The 17,234-nt window shown below is 58.7% G+C and carries 15 protein-coding genes and 2 pseudogenes; 8 read left to right on the top strand and 9 right to left on the bottom strand.

The features are described from left to right. Nucleotides 1–352: 352 nt before the first annotated feature. The 7 genes and pseudogenes from AC5RU7_RS15625 to AC5RU7_RS15595 all read right to left on the bottom strand — a co-directional run. Complete coding sequence (locus AC5RU7_RS15625; protein WP_494052995.1) at nucleotides 353–1,468, bottom strand: AAA family ATPase; 1,116 nt, start codon at nucleotides 1,466–1,468, stop codon at nucleotides 353–355. Beyond that, nucleotides 1,465–3,588 carry a TnsB C-terminal domain-containing protein gene (locus AC5RU7_RS15620; protein ID WP_494052994.1) on the bottom strand — a complete coding sequence of 708 codons (2,124 nt, stop codon included), beginning with the start codon at nucleotides 3,586–3,588 and terminating at the stop codon, nucleotides 1,465–1,467. Before AC5RU7_RS15620 ends, AC5RU7_RS15625 begins: the two co-directional genes overlap by 4 nt. Beyond that, complete coding sequence (locus AC5RU7_RS15615) at nucleotides 3,585–4,370, bottom strand: TnsA-like heteromeric transposase endonuclease subunit (RefSeq protein WP_494052993.1); 786 nt, start codon at nucleotides 4,368–4,370, stop codon at nucleotides 3,585–3,587. The genes AC5RU7_RS15620 and AC5RU7_RS15615 overlap by 4 nt, the downstream gene beginning before the upstream one ends. 229 nt (nucleotides 4,371–4,599) lie before the next feature. Then, nucleotides 4,600–5,910 (bottom strand): LysR family transcriptional regulator, encoded by a 1,311-nt coding sequence (locus tag AC5RU7_RS15610; protein ID WP_494053013.1) that lies wholly within the window; start codon nucleotides 5,908–5,910, stop codon nucleotides 4,600–4,602. A 747-nt stretch (nucleotides 5,911–6,657) separates the two neighbouring features. Further along, nucleotides 6,658–7,080 (bottom strand): annotated as a pseudogene (locus AC5RU7_RS15605) (TniQ family protein); the annotation flags it as partial. A 227-nt stretch (nucleotides 7,081–7,307) separates the two neighbouring features. Next, complete coding sequence (locus tag AC5RU7_RS15600) at nucleotides 7,308–8,165, bottom strand: hypothetical protein (protein WP_494053014.1); 858 nt, start codon at nucleotides 8,163–8,165, stop codon at nucleotides 7,308–7,310. Nucleotides 8,166–9,098: 933 nt separating this feature from the next. Further along, nucleotides 9,099–9,515 (bottom strand): annotated as a pseudogene (locus tag AC5RU7_RS15595) (TniQ family protein); the annotation flags it as partial. 362 nt (nucleotides 9,516–9,877) lie between these two features. On the opposite strand from AC5RU7_RS15595, the gene AC5RU7_RS15590 reads away from it, so the two are divergent. From AC5RU7_RS15590 to AC5RU7_RS15570, 5 genes are all read left to right on the top strand, one after another. Next, nucleotides 9,878–10,201, top strand: a complete 324-nt coding sequence (locus tag AC5RU7_RS15590) for a helix-turn-helix domain-containing protein (protein ID WP_494052992.1) — start codon at nucleotides 9,878–9,880, stop codon at nucleotides 10,199–10,201. Nucleotides 10,202–10,252: 51 nt separating this feature from the next. Next, entirely contained in the window at nucleotides 10,253–11,026 is a 774-nt protein-coding gene (locus AC5RU7_RS15585) for a metallophosphoesterase (protein ID WP_494052991.1), read from the top strand. Between the two features lie 588 nt (nucleotides 11,027–11,614). Next, nucleotides 11,615–11,932, top strand: a complete 318-nt coding sequence (locus tag AC5RU7_RS15580) for a hypothetical protein (protein WP_494052990.1) — start codon at nucleotides 11,615–11,617, stop codon at nucleotides 11,930–11,932. Between the two features lie 598 nt (nucleotides 11,933–12,530). Then, complete coding sequence (locus AC5RU7_RS15575; protein ID WP_494052989.1) at nucleotides 12,531–13,100, top strand: transposase; 570 nt, start codon at nucleotides 12,531–12,533, stop codon at nucleotides 13,098–13,100. Continuing rightward, nucleotides 13,087–13,812: an IS30 family transposase gene (locus AC5RU7_RS15570; RefSeq protein WP_494053012.1), complete on the top strand. Its 726-nt coding sequence runs from the start codon at nucleotides 13,087–13,089 to the stop codon at nucleotides 13,810–13,812. The genes AC5RU7_RS15575 and AC5RU7_RS15570 overlap by 14 nt, the downstream gene beginning before the upstream one ends. 107 nt (nucleotides 13,813–13,919) lie before the next feature. Here AC5RU7_RS15570 and AC5RU7_RS15565 read toward each other — a convergent pair whose 3' ends face one another. Next, the gene (locus tag AC5RU7_RS15565; protein WP_494052988.1) at nucleotides 13,920–14,618 is read right to left on the bottom strand and encodes a helicase associated domain-containing protein; all 699 of its coding nucleotides are present in this window, start codon (nucleotides 14,616–14,618) and stop codon (nucleotides 13,920–13,922) included. 225 nt (nucleotides 14,619–14,843) lie between these two features. Beyond that, on the bottom strand, nucleotides 14,844–15,164 hold the full coding sequence (locus AC5RU7_RS15560) for a hypothetical protein (RefSeq protein ID WP_494052987.1): 321 nt from the start codon (nucleotides 15,162–15,164) through the stop codon (nucleotides 14,844–14,846). Nucleotides 15,165–15,728: 564 nt separating this feature from the next. Between AC5RU7_RS15560 and AC5RU7_RS15555 the strand changes: the two genes are divergently transcribed. From AC5RU7_RS15555 to AC5RU7_RS15545, 3 genes are all read left to right on the top strand, one after another. Then, a complete protein-coding gene (locus tag AC5RU7_RS15555) occupies nucleotides 15,729–16,109 on the top strand; it encodes a DM13 domain-containing protein (RefSeq protein WP_494052986.1) in 381 nt (126 codons plus the stop codon). Next, on the top strand, nucleotides 16,102–16,803 hold the full coding sequence (locus AC5RU7_RS15550; RefSeq protein WP_494052985.1) for a hypothetical protein: 702 nt from the start codon (nucleotides 16,102–16,104) through the stop codon (nucleotides 16,801–16,803). Before AC5RU7_RS15555 ends, AC5RU7_RS15550 begins: the two co-directional genes overlap by 8 nt. A 253-nt stretch (nucleotides 16,804–17,056) precedes the next feature. Next, on the top strand, nucleotides 17,057–17,227 hold the full coding sequence (locus AC5RU7_RS15545; protein ID WP_494052984.1) for a hypothetical protein: 171 nt from the start codon (nucleotides 17,057–17,059) through the stop codon (nucleotides 17,225–17,227). Nucleotides 17,228–17,234: the final 7 nt, after the last annotated feature.

The following is a 17,234-nucleotide window of genomic DNA, read 5'->3' as shown; positions in this document are numbered from 1 at the left end:
TCGCGATAGAGCGCTAAGCACACCACGGCCCATCTTGGCTCGCTGAGCGTCTTCGGACAGGGAAGCATCGAGAGCCCAGCGCATTTGCTCCCAATCAAGTCGCTTGGCTGTCTTGCCGCGTCGGTTTGCACGGACCAAGAGGACGATCCATACAAATTCGGCCAAGAAGATGATTATGTAGGGGCCCAATGCTGCCAGGACCTGCCACCATGGTGCAGGCTCTGTCCGCACAGCCACGTCGATCATAGGCGCTGGGCTGGGATACATGTCAGCTGGTGATTCCTATCTCATGAGGTATTGATTTGTTTATGCCGAGAAAGTCCCCGCTCACGAACACCGAATACTCCCTGCCCTACTTTGCCTTACTGGCTTCGCTTTGCTTCTTGGGCAGGCTATGCAGTTTTCCACTCATCATTGCTGCTTCGAGTTCGGCTCGACGCTTTTCGGCAGCGCGTGAGATTTGGACGGTATCGAGGAGCTCGCTGCTGATTCGTTCCACTCCGCTCTTTATCGCCTTGTACGTCCCTATTCGGGCCAGTTCCATCATGGAACCTATATAGCCGGAGGCCCGGGCGAAAAAGTAGTCGCTGAGGTCGTCAGCAATCATCCCGGGGTGGGCATCGAGGAGAATTATTCCCCTCTCTATTTCTTTCAGGGTTATTCGCCATTCTTTCCGCTGTTGTTCGGTGTAGATGTGAAATGCGGGCATCTCGAGCCTGGTCCATCGGCGCCCGAGCTGAGCGATGGCTGAGTCACGGGGATCGAGGCCCTCCTCGAACAATCCTGCTGCTTCTACACCGACTCCAACGAAGATGAATGTTGCCGGAAAGTCGTTGGCTAGGGATTTCAGGGTATTGCTCACTTCCCTACCGTCCCTGCGTTTTAGGTTGAGGAAGTGTATGTCATCGATGATGATCAGTTGGGTTTCACATCGAAGTGCGCAGTCAAGTGCGCTGGAAGTCACCTCCAGTGTCGTCCCTGATCTTTTCGGATGTGCGTAAAATTCAAGCATTTGAAGGATTAGCGATTTAGGAGTGGTGTTTCCAGTCAGGCCTATACGGACGACGGGGATTCGTTCGGCTTCCGGTCCAACCATGGGCCCTTCCCGTGCCATGACTTCCCGGTGAAGTTTTCGCCCGAACATGTTCGCTGCCGTGGACTTTCCGACCCCTGGTTCGGCATCAATGACTGGAGCGGTGCGTACCCGGTCGAAGTCTTGCATGTCAGAGTTGAACATGTTGTCCATAGCCTCATGCACGCGGACAAGCTGCGGCGTTGAAATGGTGAGAGCTGACAGGTATTTGAGCCGTCTGGTGGCGTATTCGGCGGCCGCGGCCTCGCCGAGTCTTTTCAGTGCGCTTCTGGTGATCACTTCAGGTGGCTCGAGCTTAGGCCTGTTCGCGAAGGCGGCCCATCCTTCCTTTCTAGACAGGCTGACAGATAAGTGCGCGTCGGTAGGTGTTTTCATAGCGAACCGGCTGCGTCACTGTAGTATTCGGCGCCCTCTCGATCCGCTGGGTTGTAGTCTGAGGACTCGTCTTCGAAGTTTTCGAAAGATCTCTCATAGGCGTAGTCCGTGACGGCATCATTGGCTTCGGCTTCCTCCTCAATCACCTTAGTGGCCCTCTGGAATTTGACGGCTTGTTGGTTCGCCTTTATTGCGGCCTTTCGCTCCTCAGGGGTAAGCTCCAGGCCTGCGCCAAATTTTGCAAGAAGGTGCAAAAGTGCTTCCTTCAAGGGGACTTTTTTCTGCCTGGCCAGCCTTTTGGCTATGTCCAGAGCATCCGAGCCGAATGGCCGGCCCACGGAGCTGGCCAGTTGCGAGTCCAAGTTATGCCACGTCTTATCCTCCGGGTCTTGGAAGTAGATTCTTCGCACATCGGAGGGATTAAATTTGAAGGGCCATTTCTTGTCGGGCAGGTCGCGGTAGGGGCTTTGCCGGTCACGCCACTTCGAAAGAATCGGGCCTTTGTAGATCAGTCCTTGGAAGTAGACGCCGTCCTTTTTCATGACGTGGGAAGTGACGGGGAGGAAATGAACAGCCAGACGAGGGTCGCGGGGCAATACGATTGCGCCAGCAGCTGCAATTCCGTGCGCGTAACGATCCATTGGGCTAAGCCTCAGCCCCGGCATCTGGTCATCGCTTAGGCTATCTACTGGACGCCGGTGATAAATGGTTCCAACCCACTCGCGGATAATTTCTTCTAGTTGGCTGACGAGATAAATAGCTTCTTTCTCCGCCCCGATTCCCCGCGCCTCGATGTTTTCACCTTTATATCCGGGCAGAACATCTAAGAGCTTCGTCCTGAGGGTTTTAAAGAATCGCTCCATTGGCGCCTTGTCCGTTGCCGTGTACTTCCGGGCTGGCTGAAGTGAGATGCCGAGTTCCGCACAGGCATTGAAGATGTGGGCCGAAATGAAAACCTTCCCATGGTCGACAGTCACAGTGTCGGGAAGGATACCGGGTCCCTGGAGCCTGACTTCATTGTCCTCATCGAGGACGAGCACAGTCTCAGGAATCCCGTGATAGGGCCAAGAGGCCGACTCAGGCCAATCCGGAGGCGCCTCGTGTGGCTGTATGACTTCGAAGAGGACGGGCGCGACGTCGATGCTTTTCGTTGAAACCGGAGACAAGCGCAGTCCGAGTATGCAGCGGCTGTAGAGATCCATGGCAACAGTAAGTTCCGTTCGAACCCACTCCGAGGTGATCTCATTGAGGGCCCATACATCCAGCCTGGTGGTGTCCAGGAGAACCAGTTGACCCGGCCCCGAAGCTTTGAAGTGCCCAAACCCCTCGCTGGGTATTTCGGCCACCGCGCGCCGCTTGCGGGCCGACTCGAACTTCTTGTTGAAAATTAGTGCGTTTAGAGCGCGGCGGGCAGCCCAATCTCCGGGAATGGGGATCGGTTCCGGCTCCGGTTCGCCCTCCTTCCTTGCGGCCAACTTCTCCCGTTCGGCTCGGTGTACTCGCTCCTCGATAACCAAAAGTAAGTTTCCCTTTGTGATATTTGATTTTGTCGTTCGCTCCTTGACAACCGTCCTGGCCACCTCGACCCATTCCTCGCTGCAGCCTTGATAAGGGTCGACCGGCTTTTGTGACCTGCGGTCCACAAGTCCCAGAACGCCATCCTCCTGGTATCGGCGCACCCAGTCACGCACTGCAGGAACGCTGACCTGGAGTTCAGCAGCCTTTGCCTGATACTTGGACATGCGGGGCTTTTTGGCCCTGTACTCATCCTTCGGTTCCCCTTCTAGTGCAGCGTATCTCGTCCCGGATTTGTAGCCGGAAAGAAGCTCTCGGACGTGAGAAGCCCGGTCTAGCACTTTCTCAAGTTGATCTTCGGGGATCAGGTGAAGCGCTATATCGCTGGGTACCTGAGCTTTTTCAGGCCGTTCTCCAAAGAACGCCCTGTCCGAGATGCGGAAGGGCCCGGAGGGATCTAGCAGGGAAACGGTTCGGACCCGGGCCAAGCCGGGCGAACCTCGTCGTTCGAGGCAAACTTCCGTTCCCATGATGGCGCAGACTGTCCATTCTTCGTGTTCGTGAATAACGCGAGTTCCTAGGCCAAGAACTATTGTGCTGCTCACTTCTGTTTCCTTTCTTGTGGATCGAGCCGGCCCTTGGGAAGAACAATCGAGCCGGCGTCAATGGGCCTGTTGAGATCACAGGTGAGCTCACCCGTCCACAAAAGATGCAGCAGGTGTGAGCGCATGATCAGTGGTGGCATACCAGTTAGTTCAGCCATTCGTGCTTCAAGGGCCGCGAAGAACTCTGGTTGGTATGTGTTCGCCCTAACAGTTGCCAGGACGTCACTGTTGAGGAGCCAGGATCTCCGGTAGCCGGCAAGGAATTGAAGGTTGTAGCCAAGTTGGAGGCCGGGCTCGTTGACAACCACGTATCCCCACCCACGGGGTTCGATAGTTTTCCGAGCCCAGCTCAGGGTGGCCACGGTTCTTGGATCCTTCATCTTTTTGAGGGGTTTTACCTCGACCACTCTCACCGACCGGTTACCGCCCACTGTGAGGAAGTCCGGGACGTAACTCTTGCCTCGGGGCTCGTTAATGAAAAGCCGGAATGGCTGACCAAGAATGTGTAGGACGTCAGGGTCTCTGTCCAGACTCAGAAGCGTGAAGAGCTCTGTAAGCGATTCGTACGGCACGTGCGCTTTCTCGGTGACAGCCCAGTACAGCCCCGGTCGGTTCTTTTGATCGTGGTGATACTGCGGGAGGCGCCAAGGAACCGCCCCGTTGAAGGCGCTGAGGGTTATGTCACGGAAGGGAAAGGTCTGAAAGGAGGAGCGGCTCCGGCTCCGCCTGATGCTGAGCATGATCTCACCAGCGGGATGATTCGGCTCCGGGAGAAAGCTCACCAGCTTCACCTCAGTTCGAAACTCTTGACGCAGAACCGTCCTGACCTTGGGATTCTTCCACGCAAAGGGGTGTAAGTGGCCGGATACATTTGGCGTCATTGTCGTTAGCTGCTACACTAAATGCAGAGTCCATGGAGGCTCTTGTTGTTGTGCGCGGATTTACCAAGCGCGTTCTCATGCGTCTAATTTAGCAGCCCGGCCATCTTGTGCCAGCAGTTTCTGCGCCTACTTATGCCTCTTTGTTAGCGGGCCCAGGCGTGATTATGCACTTCTCCCGAGCAACCTCGAGCAGGTCCCTCCCCAGGCTTGTCAAATGCATCGGGCGTCCCCGCTCTGCCCGCATCAAAAGCTGACCACCAACATCGCGTTCAAGGGCCCGAATCTGGCTGCTCAGCGAGGGTTGATTGAGACCGAGGCTGCGGACTGCCTCATTCAACGTCGGGTAGCTGCTGATTGCAGCGAAGCGTTGCAGCCGCTCTTTGCCGTGGTGGCCCTGCAACGCGTCCTTCAATAGGGGTGGAAACTCAGCAAACTCGTGCGGGTCGATGCCTCTCCGGCCGGTGAAACTGCCGGTACTTCTGAGCGGAGCGCCGGAAAGAAGGACAAGCCGCCGGATGGCATCTCTCGACCAGCCCGTTCGGTCAGCGATTTCCTGAAGAGTCAACCGCTGGTCGACGTACATATCGCGTACCTCGTCAAGAGTGAGCTGTATCTTGCCAGACGGCTGGGTAAGAATTGAGAGCCGGGCCAAGTGATGCCGGATCATCCGCTCGCTCTTTTGCAGGTTCATAGCCATATCCTTGACCGAGTCGCCGCGGTCAAGAGATTGCCGTAGACGTGCCCGGAAAGTGTCGGGACCGGGACGGAGTGCCTCGACCGTCCTGGAGGCCCGTTGCAGCATTTGACGGATGAGCCGCGGTTCGACAAGTCCTCGGCCTACCGCGTCCTCAATCATGGAATCCACATAACAGGCGGGCTCCGAGGGCATCGATATGCCATCAAGAAGGCTGAGCGGAGGTTCCCAGCTGAGTGGCTCGATGACGGAGTTTTCGTGAAGAAGTGCCTTTGCGTATTCGTCGAGCAGCTCCAGAATGTCTGTTGGGGTTGCGGTGATGAAGTTCTGGATCAGGAAATAACCCCGGCCTCTTTGCTCATCCCGCTCGAGGATGGAGCCGGTAAGGCGATAGGCAACGTACAGTCGGGCGACTTCCGGGGAGGTTCCGCTGAAGCCGTGATCCGCGACGATGTCCTGCCAGATGGCGACAGGAAGCAATTGATTCAACCCAAGCTGGCGCCTCCGTTGATAATCGATCGGCGCCGGATGTTGGTCGAGATAGGCCGCGAGCACCAACAGCGCCTGCATCATGGTTCGTCGGACCGGTTTGGACAGGCTTTGGAAGACGTACGTGAATGAGTGCCTATTTAGGGGTAATCCCAGGGCTTCGTGCTGGAGTTTCAGGTCGGAACGGTTGCTGCCGGGCAACAGGGTCCCGATGCTCAGGGCCGTCTGCAGCGTCTTCGGCTTCACTGCGGTGTCCATGTGCAAACGCAGGGTCCAGCCGGGCCAAAATCGCTGTGGGACTGAGCGTTGCCTGGCGAGGACTTGAGATTGGTCGCGAGGTGGTGACGAGGGGGAAGGGCCTGCTGTGCGGTAGCGAAGTGCACTGTGCGGACCGATGTCCTCATCGATGGCTTTCAGCACTTTTTGCTCCAGCCCGGGTGAAGGAGTCCCCCAGTGCCGAACGATTTGTGACGGGAATTCCTTCACAACTTTCCCGTCCGCTGCCGACAAGAGTCGCCGGATGATGGGGACGTAAATACCCTGGTCCTCCGTATGTAGCACCATGGCCGCCAGGGTGATTGCATGTGCAACAGCTGCGCCTGAAGGGGGTGGGAACAGGCCGGTCCGCCTCCGGGACAAGTCAACTTCGAACTCCACGTCGGGCACGTCGCTGCCCGTCCACGATCGTAAGTCATCAGCCGTCATAACTCGCAGTGCCCGTCCGGCCAGGAGTTTTAGGTCGTCCAGCAGCCGGGCCACTTCATGGGGACTGATGTCATTGGAATCGATAACTGAATTTAGCCACTTTTGAGTAGCGAGAAGTGGGCTGCTCGACGGGATACCGAGCACAGGCACATGAGCGAGGTCGCGCCGGCACGTCCACACGCTTCCGTATGGGCCGGTGAGTGCACTGTCGCAGGAAGTTGGCAGCGGCGGATCGCTGATTCCTCGCCCGACGCGTGGGACCCGCCCGCAGCGGTCGCAGTAATCCAGCAGCATGCATTCATGTCGGGTGCAAACAAATGACCATGTCAATCGCCAGGCGAGTTGCCAGGCACCTGCGTCCTCTGCCAAACACGCCGGACAGTATCGCGTCCCGGTTCCCCGCGCCCAGAGGAAGTGTATATCCACACCCTGCTGGGACCGTCTGTAAATGACACCCTTACCTTCGTATTTAGCCAGGGTGAGCCTGTGGATGTCCTGGGCCGTAACGCCGGTCGCAGAAGCCAGTAGAGCTGCCTCAAGATCTGAAATGCGAAGACTATAATCGGCGGATTCCTGCCCGGCAACAGCCGGCAGACGCAATCCAACACTCGCGTACAGCTCCTTTCGCGTGGTCGACAAAGCTAAGCAGTAGCGGTCGAGCCAACTCGCCAAAGACTCCCCCGAGACGGGACGAATCCTGATCGGTAACGTTCGCTGCTCCACGACCTTCACCTAACGATCGACCACAGCCAGGGCAGGGCCGGTACGCGCCGTCCGGCGCTCGCGTAAGTATTTTGGAATGGGATGGTGCCCTGACGGAACACCGCTACAAGAACCGAGGCCTAAGCCTGGCAGGTAGCGCCTGTCGTCCCCCGGGGAACGCAACAGCGCGGCCGGAACGCGCGTCGCCCAGACAACTGAGCCACATGGATTATGCGCTGATAGTAACTCTACGAGCCACCGCTGCGTAGGGGGTGCTGGCAGGTTTCGTCGCCTTCAGCGGTCCGTTCAACGCTGGCCGTGACGAGTCTCTGGACTGATCGTGTTTTGACGCCCGATACCTGCAGTAGCCGCCGGATCGTGTTTTTGTCCCAGCCGGTTTCATTGGCGATTGCCTGCGCAGTGAGACCCTGGACGACGTACCTCTCACGGAGTCCTTCTTCGTCGAGGGGTATTTTGTGTCCGGGCGGCGGTGGAAGCCCGAGTCTCGACATGTGGTGCATGATCATCCTCTGACTCCTGTTGAGGGCGAAGGCTATGCTTTCGACAGATTCCCCTCTGTCGAGGGACCGACGCAGTTGAGCTTCCAAGGAATCAGAGCCTGGAATTAGTGCTCCGATAGGCTTGACGGCGCGTTCGGTTACCTGGCGAACAAGCGGGCGTTCGATCAGGCCACGCCCGATCAACGACTTGAGGACCGGATCATCCCCGACTTTTTGCCGCTGTGCATAAGGTGCGTCCCGAAGTAGGTCTATGGGTGGTTCCCAGCTAAGGGGCTCCGTGACGCCGGCTTCTGCGAGGAATGTGCTTGCTCTTTTGTCGAGCTCGTCGAGGACCCACATCGGAGTTGAGGCGATGAAGTTCTGCAGCAGGTAGTAGCCTTCCCCGCCGCGTTCGGTGTGTTCCGGGATCGAGCCGGTGACCCTGTTGGTGAGATAGAGCCGGGCAGTGGCCGGATCGTCCCCAAATCGGTGGTCGCTAAGGTCCTGCCAAATGGCTGAGGTTAAGAGGCCCTCTAGGGACAGTCTTCGCCTGCGGCTGTAGTCGATGGGAGCGGCGTGGCTGTCCAGATAGGACGCCAGGGTCAACAATGCTCTCATTAGCGTGTCCCGGGCCGGGCTCTGTAACCGGCGATAGACATAGGCCAAGGAGTCGTCTTTGCTGTGCAGGTCCAGCGTCTCCCGCTGAAGCGCAAAGTCGGGCCGCGCATATCCGGGCAATAGGACGGCAAGGCTGAGGCTGGCTTGAAGCATTCTTGGCCCAACGGGCAAGTCCCTCTGCAGAAGGCTGGTCCATCCGGGCCAGAACCGCTGCGGGACCGATTTCGCCCTTTCCAGGATTTGAACCCGGCTCATCGATGGCGGCGAAGGTGACCGACCTGCCGTGCCATATCGCAGTGCACTCTCTGGGCGTATCCCCGTATGGAGTGCTCTGAGCAGTTTGGACTGAAGCGCAGGCGAAGGATTCCCCCAGCGACGGACGTAGCTAGATGGGAATTCCTTAGCGGCAGTCCCATGGAGGCTTGGTAACAGAGCTCTTAGCACTGGAAGATAGACCGCCTCATCCTCACTGCGAAGCACTGTCGCGGCCAGCGAGACTGCGTTGGCGGTTGCGGCAGCTGATTTGGGGTAAAACAGGCTCCTACGTTTCCCTTTAGGGACGACCTCGAACTCCAGCCCAGGAAGGTGTTCGATTCCATTCCACCTGCACAGATCCTCAGCCCGCATGACGCGCAACGCCCGCCCCGCTAACAACTCGAGATCGTTCAGAAGCCGCTGCACGTGATCAGAGTAAAGCTCTTGTGAGTTAATGGCTTCCTCCAGCCATTGCTGGGTGAGGAGGACAGAGCTTCCCTCGGGCAGGTGGATTTCACGCGACTGCGAGCAGTCCACTCGGCATGACAGACGTGCGCCGGTCGGCACTGCATTGCCGCAAAGATTCCCGACAGGAACGTCGCGAATGCTTGGCCTGCTCCGAGGGGGTAGCCCGCACCCCGGACAGTCATCTAACAGCAACAGCTTGTGGCGCACGCAGGCGAAGGACCATGACAAACGCCATGCTAGCTTCCAAATCCCGTGCCCTTCCCTAAGGCAAACAGGACAATAGCGCGAGCCGATCCCCCTTGCCCACAGGAATCGTAAATCCACTCCCTCGCGCTTTCCCCGAAAAATAAGTGCTCTCCCTTCATAACGGGCCAGCGTTAGCTGTGGAACGTCTTTGCTCGGATAACCGGTGGCGGCGTATATGTTGTCTGCCTGGTCTCTAGACACGCGCAGGGTATGGTCCGGCGATTGTTTTGGGCTTAAGGGGCGCAGTCCAACCCCTTCATACAAGTCCTTACGCGAGGTCGATAGCTCTGAACAGTAACGATCGAGCCAACTTACGAGCGACTCACCAGTCGCAGGACGAACCAGAATCGGAAACCTCCGCCGGTCCATGGCCTACAACCAATCGAGTCGGACGGCCAGCAACAGAATCTGACGGTTCAGCCTCTGTGCACCGATCCGTGACGGCGCAAGATCCCGTGGGTCTCGAGATTCCGAGAGTCCAAGGCCCCCGCCATGCGTCGGTCGGCCCCTCCCCCGATTGCAAGGCTTCGACACTATGGTCGTGAAGGTTAGTAGGCGGCCAGGCTGCTGACGTAGGTGGGTGTCCATCTCCAGGTCCTGTTTCGGACGCTCCGGTTAAGTGCTTTCGAGGATCAGCCGTTGTAACTGCTCGACGTAGGCGATCCCTTGACTCAAGGCTATGTATCACTAGTGGAGCAGACAAGAGTGTGCACATTCGATGGCATGGTTGTATGCCCACTCGCCCTTCCCAACTGAGCGTTGAGCAGTCTCGGCGGTGGGAAAGCCGGCGACTCAAAGTTGGTGCCAGGATTCGGGAGCTCCGCTTAGCTCAAAACCTGTCACAGGAGGCATTAGCGCTTGAATCCGGACTCAGTCGAAATATGATCATTGGCATCGAATGGGGTAGGAAGAGTGTCGCTTACGAGCGCCTCTGGGATGTCGCGGATGTACTCGGAGTCCCCATCAACAGCCTGTTCGTTGAGGCCAAGTCGTTTCCGTCATCCGAATCCTTCAAGGGAGGCCGGCGGCCAATGGGCCGAGGCGCTGCGGACTAACCAGAGCCTCCCGGGCAAGCACACCTTCCAACGTCTACGTATGCTGGACAGGTGCCTGATACTCATCCCGTTGCGATCTTCGGTGACTGGCATGGAGACTCCGGGTGGGCTCTGACCGCCATCAGATCAGCAGCACGCGAACGCGTCCGCACGGCCATACACGTCGGGGACTTCGGGCTTGACTGGCCCGGCGCCAAGCGGGGCCGCTACGAGACAAAGCTCAACAAGTACCTCACCGAGCTAGGTATCACGCTCATCATCTCCGGCGGTAATCACGACAACTGGGACACCTTGGAAAAGCTCCCTGTCGAGGACGACGGCTTGGCGACCATCAGATCAAATATCCGGGTTCTGCCGCGGGGTGGCAGGACCTTGATCGAGGGCCTTGCCGTCGGTGGTTTAGGTGGCGCGTTTAGTGTCGACTATGAGTACAGGACTGAAGGAAAGGACTGGTGGTCGCGTGAAGAACCTACTCGCCAGGAAGCCGAAGCCCTTGTCGCCGGTGGCCCCCTGGACATCCTCATCACTCACGATGCCCCCGCGGGCGTTCCACTAAAGGGTGACTTTCAACTCAGCACAGAACTAACTGAGAAGGCGAACAAAACCCGCGGCCTTCTGAGAGATGTAGTCGATACCCTGGCCATGCCTCAACTATTCTGCGGCCACTGGCACCAGCGACGCATCTATGAGCTAAGCCATGCGAATGGCATGATCACGAGAGTAGACGTGCTCGATATGGAAAACTCCCGTCACGGGAACGGTGTCCTCGTTTGGCCCGGCAAAGCTCCACTGCGGATTGATCCGCTTGAAATCAGAAATCCATAGCCACCTGCTTCTTCGCTATGTGTGACCTAGAGTAGGAAGCATGGACGCGGCCGAGTGGGCGCACGAGCTGGCATACTCCCTAAGCGTTGGGCCAGGGACACCATCCTTACTGACGATCGCTACTTGCACCGGACCCGCTGCCAGTAGGGAGGTCGTTGAAACGGCCAAACGAGTAGTTGGCGAGGCGGGATGGCCCGTCTACGAGCTGGTCGCCCGCGAGGTGACCCCTGATCCGTCCCTTCTGCGTGAAAGCGGCTTCCTGATTCTTAGGGACGTTCGCCAACCGTTAGCCCCGGCCGTGCCAGTTCTCATCGGCGCTCACCAACTGCATATCACCCGGAGCCTCCCCGTCGGCCTCCTCATCGTAGGATCTCCTGCCGGAATAAAAGCCCTGCGTAGACATCCCGCCCTAGGCTTTCTAAGCCGCGCCGAGTGGGTAGTACAGAACTAGCGTGAACCAGCCTCCGATCCACCCAGCCGCCTTGTCCTCGGCTTTACGGAACCGCCAGCCATGACGTCCAAGCACGGCATTCTGCGTCGCCACTGAGGCCCCGGAACAGTGTCACAGGCCGCAGCTACACTCGCACTATGGTGCAGGAGCTACGCAATGACGACGCGGGCCGCTACCTCGTGACCACCGCTACGGGCAGCCACTACGTGCTCGATCTAAAAGCCAGAACCGTAACGCGGCGGATGGCCGCAAGCGCGCCGCTGATCGACTACCTCGACGCCGGGTTTTCACAGCTGCGGCGAGACGGGGAAGCACTTGAGCTACTCATGCTGGACTTGTGCTCAGTCGGAGCACCCGCCCGCTACTGGATCCAAGTCCGGGATGATCACATCGTTACCCTCCGAACAACCTCGCCCGTGGTGCGGATCGTTGCCCTGGACCCTTCGGAACCTTGAATACGAGGACCTCCCATCATGCAAGAGTTTTGGATGCGAATCTTCACCCGGTCCATCCCGACAAGTTGACCAGCGTCGCAGAAAATGGTCCAGCTGAGGGCTTCATAAGAACGTGGCACGTCCATACGACGTCCATACCAGCGTCGCGTATTCGTGGCGTTATCGCTACGAATACGCAACGCCCTCACCTTCGACTGCCAGCATCTTCGGCCCCACCGGAAGGTCCCGTCGCTGCGGCAGGCTGTGGCGTTCCTGCTCCCCGGCGTGCTGCTCGTGGTTGTGGCCATGCTTTGGTGGACGTCGGATGATCCTCTTTTGGTGAGCATGATGCTCAAATTCCTAGGTTTGCTGGTGGAAGGGGTCTTCACGTTAAGGCCATCTTTGAGGTCTAAAGCCTCGGCCTGTTCCTGCTGCCGACGGTCCCCGTGGCCGCCTTAGCCTATGCGGAGCGCCAAGGGGCGTTTGGAGACGTCAGTGGAGGTTCTCCTGGCGTCGCCGCCGTCTAATTGGGAATGGTTCGTGGCTTCGCCGGGCAATCGGTGGGAAAGTGGGCGGTTTCTCACAAACGTCGCAACACTACTGAAACTGGTGTTAATTCATGCGCAGTTCGACGCGCCGATCGAGGAAAATGGGCCCTCCGGGCTTGGTTGAGAAGAAGCCCTTGTATGTTCAGCTCATGAAAGAAGGGCACTCCAACCGGGCAGCATGCAAGATTCTTGGGATCAACCCCAACACGGGCCATCGTTGGTTGCATGGACGCAACGGCGTCGAGGGCTTGGTGCAGCAAGGCTTGGATCCGAGGCCCCGTAAGGCGGTCCCTGCAGCCGCTGGGTCCAGCCGCTATCTGTCAGAGGATGAACGGATCTACATTGCCGACCGGTTGTTGGTTCGGGCGAGTCTGCAATCCATCGCTCGTGATCTTGGGCGGTCACCGTCCACAATCAGCAGGGAGATAGCACGGAATCGCCCCGACAAGCGTCGCTATCATCCGTTCCGCGCCCAGAAAATGACGCAGATGAGAAGGCCGCGGCCAAGGCTGGCCAAGCTTGCAGGTGACGATGAGTTGCGGCATTACGTCGTGGAGTGCCTGTCGAAGCGGTGGAGCCCTCAGCAAGTCTGCCGGGCCCTGAAAGAACGGTTTCCAGGACAAAAGCATCGGCCCGCATGAAACGGTCTACCGTGCGCTCTACCATTTGAACATCCGTCCCGTTCCGACCGGGTCTGCCCGGCTGCTGCGATCGGGTAGATTCAGCAGGCGGCCGCGGTCCCGGACCAAGGTGAAGCAACGCCATTACATGGTTGATGCTCTGAAGATCGGCGACCGCCCGGCCCACATCGCCACCAGGGAAGAAGCAGGCCATTGGGAAGGTGACCTCATCATGGGGAAGGGGAACAGATCAGCGATAGTGACGCTGGTGGAACGCTCTTCTAGGCTGCTCGTCGCCTTTACGCTCCGCCCAGGAATCAGGTCCGATAATATGCGTGACCAGCTCATTGACACGCTCGGGCTGCTGCCGGCCCCGCTGCGGAGGACCTTGACGTGGGACCGGGGCTCCGAGATGGCCAAGCACGCCGAGGTCACCGCGGCGCTGGGAACTGTCGTCTACTTTTGTGATCCTGCCAGCCCCTGGCAACGTGCATCGAACGAAAACGCCAACGGCCTGCTCCGCCAGTACTTCCGGAAGGGAGATGATCTGAGCGCGGTTCAACCAGCAGATGTCCTGTTCGCCGCGGAGGAGATCAACAGTCGTCCCAGGGCCGTTCTGAATTGGTCCAGCGCATCCGCTAGGTTCTCGGTCTATCACGCGGTTGCTGCCAAGTCCGGTTCGGGGAGCAGCAGAATCGAGCCAGCTGCTGCCGTTCTTGCTACTTTGGGCTAGCTATGTAGCGAGCAGCTGACGGAACTAAGCTTTCGATGTCCAGGTGGTTTCTTTCCGTCAGCCTCCCGCACTTTCCCCGACGACAACTATCTGGGGCATGATGGCTGCTAGTTTCTGCGCCAGTTAGGCACGAGTTCGTCTAACTTGGCTACCCGATTTGGGTACAGGTTGCCCTTTTTGAGTGCGTACCGCTGGACAGAGATCCATTTTCCCAAGGCGTACTCTTCAGGTGTGCTGGATGGACCCATGACAGGAAGCCGTCCGTGTTCTCGGACATGTTCTAAGAGCTGCTCCAGGTGGCTCTTCCAGCGTTCATGGTTGCCGGGAGGGGAGTCGCGCCACTCCGGCAGCATTCTTTCCAGTTCCGCCATCCGTTCGGCATGCTGGCGGTCGCGAATCGCTGTTCGAGTCGCATTCTGGCGATAGAGCCAATTTGCGAGGGCACGTTCGTCGCGATCGGCCGAAAACACCGATGGGCGTCTGCCTCGTTGTGCGTGGAACTCGACTGCACGCTCCAGAACCTGTTGCCAACTCGGCCGCACGCGATAGGGGGAACTCCAGCCGGGCAGCAGCTCATCCAGCCTCGCAGCTCTCTCTGACAGCAGCAGACCATTTCGTAAGCTGGCCTTTTGATGCCGGAGCCAAAAGCAAAGGGCCCGCTCTTGGGAGTCCTCTGCGTACTGGGACGGAACCCGATTCCAGTTCTTGACGAAGGAAATGTACTCCTGGAGCTGTGTATCCCAATCACGCCCAGGAGGCACGTGTTGGTTAGGACTCGAGCGCCGAACCTCTTCCGATTCGTCCAAACCGTTCCTCCTGAATCGAATCTAAGGCTCCCCTTTCGAGGGAGGAGATTCGTATTCTGCGTCCTCCCACCAACGGCACGAAGCTAGAAGTAAAGGCGGCCGAGCGCAGACGAAACCAGAGCAGCATCAAGGCAAGACTGAGGGACAGAACCAGCGGGTCCTGTCCCTCAAAATGTCGCCGGCAGTTATGTCGCTATGCCGACCACCGGTACTAAACGGGCTGGATTAAGAATTGTCCTCGATCGTAATAGGGCCCGTTACGCCGTCGATCGTTCCTGTGCAATCGACGTCCACAGTCTCGCCTGTCCTGTCAACTACTACTGCAAGTACCGCGATACTGCCTACGGTGACGCCGCAAACCTGCGCGATGACGTTAGCGGAGACGCCAACGGCGACGTTCTCAAGAACGGTTACGTCACCCACGTTCACGTTGACAAGCCCGTCCTGGTTATTTTGGGCGGACGCGGGGCCAGCTAGGGCTCCTCCAGCCAGCAATAGCGAGCTCGTGAGTGCTATGGTGGCGCCGGCCTTTTTCATTGCATGCATAGTGTTCTCCTAATTGGTTCCCCAATACTTGATTACTCCTGCAATTTCGACGCTAGTACTAAGCATGCTTACAAACAACCCTTGACAAACCCAGCTCCTAGGGAGTGTCCTCAGCCCTGAATCTGCAGTGGCCACGCACGTGTTTCAGACCCCCGGGAGTGGTACTAGTATTCGAACGCAGCCTCACCTGAACACGTTCAAATCAAACCTGTTGCGACGTTTGTGAGAAACCGCCGTGTCCCCACCGCGAAGCGCTCCGGCGCAGACTGGCGGATACCCAACAGACCTCGCCTCCCGTGGCGCTTCAAACCTTCCAAGTACTTCTACCCGTAAGGCTATCCAGTCCATCCGAAGAACCAGGGACCGCCGTGGCAGCGGGTCAGGTAGGGTGCCTAGGAAACGAATCATTGGGGGAATGATGAAACCGGTCCTACTTACGGTGCTCGCAGGGGTCCTTGCCGCGGACTCACCGGCTGCACGTACAGCGATCCCGGGCAAGAACAAGAACACCTGCAAGCCGAGTCCCCCGCGGCTCCAACCGCCCCCTCGGCTACATCCCGCATATTGAAGGGGATCTTTCAGCCGCAGGCTGCTGCCACCACTGGTACGGCCGCCCTCGAGGTAAACGATTCCGGTGCAATCCTGCACGTCGAAAACATAGCGACCGACCCCGGAAAGGATCTCCGCGTCATGCTCAGCCCCGGAACTCTTACTTCCGTGGCCAGCGGTGAGCCCGCCTTGTCATCGACGAGGATGGTTGAGGTTGGCCCCTTCCGGGCTGCCGCCACCCATCGCTTCGTGATGGACTCCCAGATGTGGGACAGCATGCCGGAGCCTGTCTTGAGCGTGGCGATGTACGACTATGCCACCAAGACCGCGTACGGCACTGCCAACCTCAGCGATCATTCGAATTCCCCTGCTGCCAGATCTGCAACTGGTGGCTGAGTTCACGTTGAACCAGCCCGATTCCCGCCGCCCGTGGACTTTCGCCGCGGTGTGCATCATGGTCATCGCGCTGACCGTGATGGTGTTCGGACTGTCCCAGGTGCCGGTCATCGAGCTGCTGCCCTGGTACGTCGTGGCCTACCTGCTGATCGGGGCCTGCATCTTCGGCCCGGCCGGCAAAACCCCGTCTCTGCGGCAGGCCGTGGCGTTCCTGCTTCCCGGCGCCCTTCTCGTCATTCTGGCCCTGCTGGACCTTGGTTTCTGGTGCGGCGGCTGGCTGCTCGGGCTCCCGGCCTGGGGTCTGCTGCTGAGCCGGTGGATGCCGGGGAGCCCGCTCAGGGTCAGGCAGGTGCTGGCTTTCCTGGGACTGTTGGTGCTGGCTATAGCGATCCTCACTTTCAATGGCATCTTCGTGGTCTTCAGTCTCGGCTTGTTCCTGCTACCGGCGATCCCTCTGATCCGGCTGTCACGCCCCGATTACAGGGCTCGGCCGATGCAGGCTGTCATGGAAATTCTCCTGGCAATGGCCGCCGTCGTAGTGGCCCTAGTGCTGCCCACACCGGTAGGGGCTTACAGCTCTCCATGGATCCACGCCGGCGGGGCGGCCACGGCAGGGCTCATGATCACGTACTGGGCCGCGGCACTCCCCCGCCGCTCCCGGCGCCCGCGGCTCAACCGTGGGGCGGTCATCTAGGTTCCTTGGGATGCTCCCGCCAAGGTAGCCATGGGCTTGCCAACACAATACTAAGCATGCTTAGGATGGTCTCAGTCGAATGGGGATTTGGCTGTGAGGGGAATCGAGAAGGGTGCGCCCAGCGAACGGGGCGCACCTTTTTCGTACCCTCAAGCTTGTCCGCTAGCCTCTGGTCCCGGCTTGTGCGAATTCCGCCTCCGATGCTGCGGAGTTGCTCCCGAGAATCAAAGCGGCGCCGTCCTAGACTTTCGGCATGCACCCCTTAGTGGCAATCGGCCTGGTGCTCCTCGCCGCGATTGCCTGGACGGTCACCATCCTGACCATGCTGATTGTCCTGGCCAAAGCCCGGCGCCGGCCGCAAGCCGGAGTCAGGCCCGCAGTCCAGAGTGCAGAGATCCAAAACGCCGATGAAAGGGCGGCTTAGACATAGC

The organism is Arthrobacter sp. K410C (genome assembly GCF_059090105.1).
The sequence above is the reverse complement of the archived record's forward strand: the minus strand, read 5'-3'. Positions and strand labels throughout refer to the sequence as shown.

What these genes read in the sequence shown, in the direction of transcription:
- AC5RU7_RS15575 (WP_494052989.1), top strand. Translation starts at nt 12,531, where the DNA reads ATGCGCAGTTCGACGCGCCGATCGAGGAAAATGGGCCCTCCGGGCTTG.
- AC5RU7_RS15625 (WP_494052995.1), bottom strand. Translation starts at nt 1,468, where the DNA reads ATGAAAACACCTACCGACGCGCACTTATCTGTCAGCCTGTCTAGAAAG.
- AC5RU7_RS15590 (WP_494052992.1), top strand. Translation starts at nt 9,878, where the DNA reads ATGCCCACTCGCCCTTCCCAACTGAGCGTTGAGCAGTCTCGGCGGTGG.
- AC5RU7_RS15545 (WP_494052984.1), top strand. Translation starts at nt 17,057, where the DNA reads ATGCACCCCTTAGTGGCAATCGGCCTGGTGCTCCTCGCCGCGATTGCC.
- AC5RU7_RS15580 (WP_494052990.1), top strand. Translation starts at nt 11,615, where the DNA reads ATGGTGCAGGAGCTACGCAATGACGACGCGGGCCGCTACCTCGTGACC.
- AC5RU7_RS15610 (WP_494053013.1), bottom strand. Translation starts at nt 5,910, where the DNA reads ATGGACACCGCAGTGAAGCCGAAGACGCTGCAGACGGCCCTGAGCATC.
- AC5RU7_RS15560 (WP_494052987.1), bottom strand. Translation starts at nt 15,164, where the DNA reads ATGCATGCAATGAAAAAGGCCGGCGCCACCATAGCACTCACGAGCTCG.